This window comes from Cellulomonas aerilata (assembly GCF_007991755.1).
Lineage (GTDB): Bacteria > Actinomycetota > Actinomycetes > Actinomycetales > Cellulomonadaceae > Pengzhenrongella > Pengzhenrongella aerilata.
On the sequence record NZ_BJYY01000031.1, the window covers coordinates 1 to 711 of the forward strand.

1 protein-coding gene is annotated in these 711 nt (G+C 75.2%); it reads left to right on the forward strand.

What is annotated here, in order from left to right:
- Window positions 1–83 precede the first annotated feature (83 nt).
- Window positions 84–711 (forward strand): glycosyltransferase family protein (locus CAE01nite_RS17930; protein WP_146906912.1); only part of this gene is annotated, 628 nt, incomplete at its 3' end.

Here is a 711-nt window from a genome sequence, read left to right on the forward strand (position 1 = left end):
AGCCGTCGGAGGCCGTCCCCGCCCTGCGGACCGACCTTCCTCCTCCTCACCTCTCCCCGCCCCACCTCTCCCCGGAGTCGACCATGCCGCCGCACCAGCCGTCCGACCTGTCCCCGCACCTGCCCTCGACCACCCCGCCGACGACCGCGCCGACGACCGCGCCGACGATGCCCGACCTCGTCGTCCTGTCCCACCTGCGCTGGGAGTGGGTCTGGCAGCGCCCGCAGCACATCGTGTCGCGCATCGCTCGGCAGCGGGCCGCCGCGGGCGCCCGCACGTGGTTCGTCGAGGAGCCCGTCGTCGGGGACGTCGACCACCCGCAGATCCGCACCCAACCCGTGGACGGGCTGACCCGCGCGTGGCTCGTCATGCCCCCGGCGTCCAGCCCGACGGTGCGCAGCGAGGCGCACCCGATGGACCGCGGGTTCGAGGACGCCGGCGCGCGTGACCTCGGTCCGCTGCTGGCCGCGGAGCTGGAGCGCGCCGGCCGCCCGAGCGCGCCCGACGTGTGGCTGTACACCCCGATGGCGCTGGACGTCGCGAGGTCGCTCGCCCCCGGACGCCTGATCTACGACGTGATGGACGACCTGGCGTCGTTCAAGAACCCGCCGCAGGGCCTGATGCTGCGCCAGCGCCGGCTGCTGGCGGACGCGGACGTGGTGTTCACCGGTGGCCCGTCGTTGCACCGGGGGATCACGCGGCAGCGGGGGG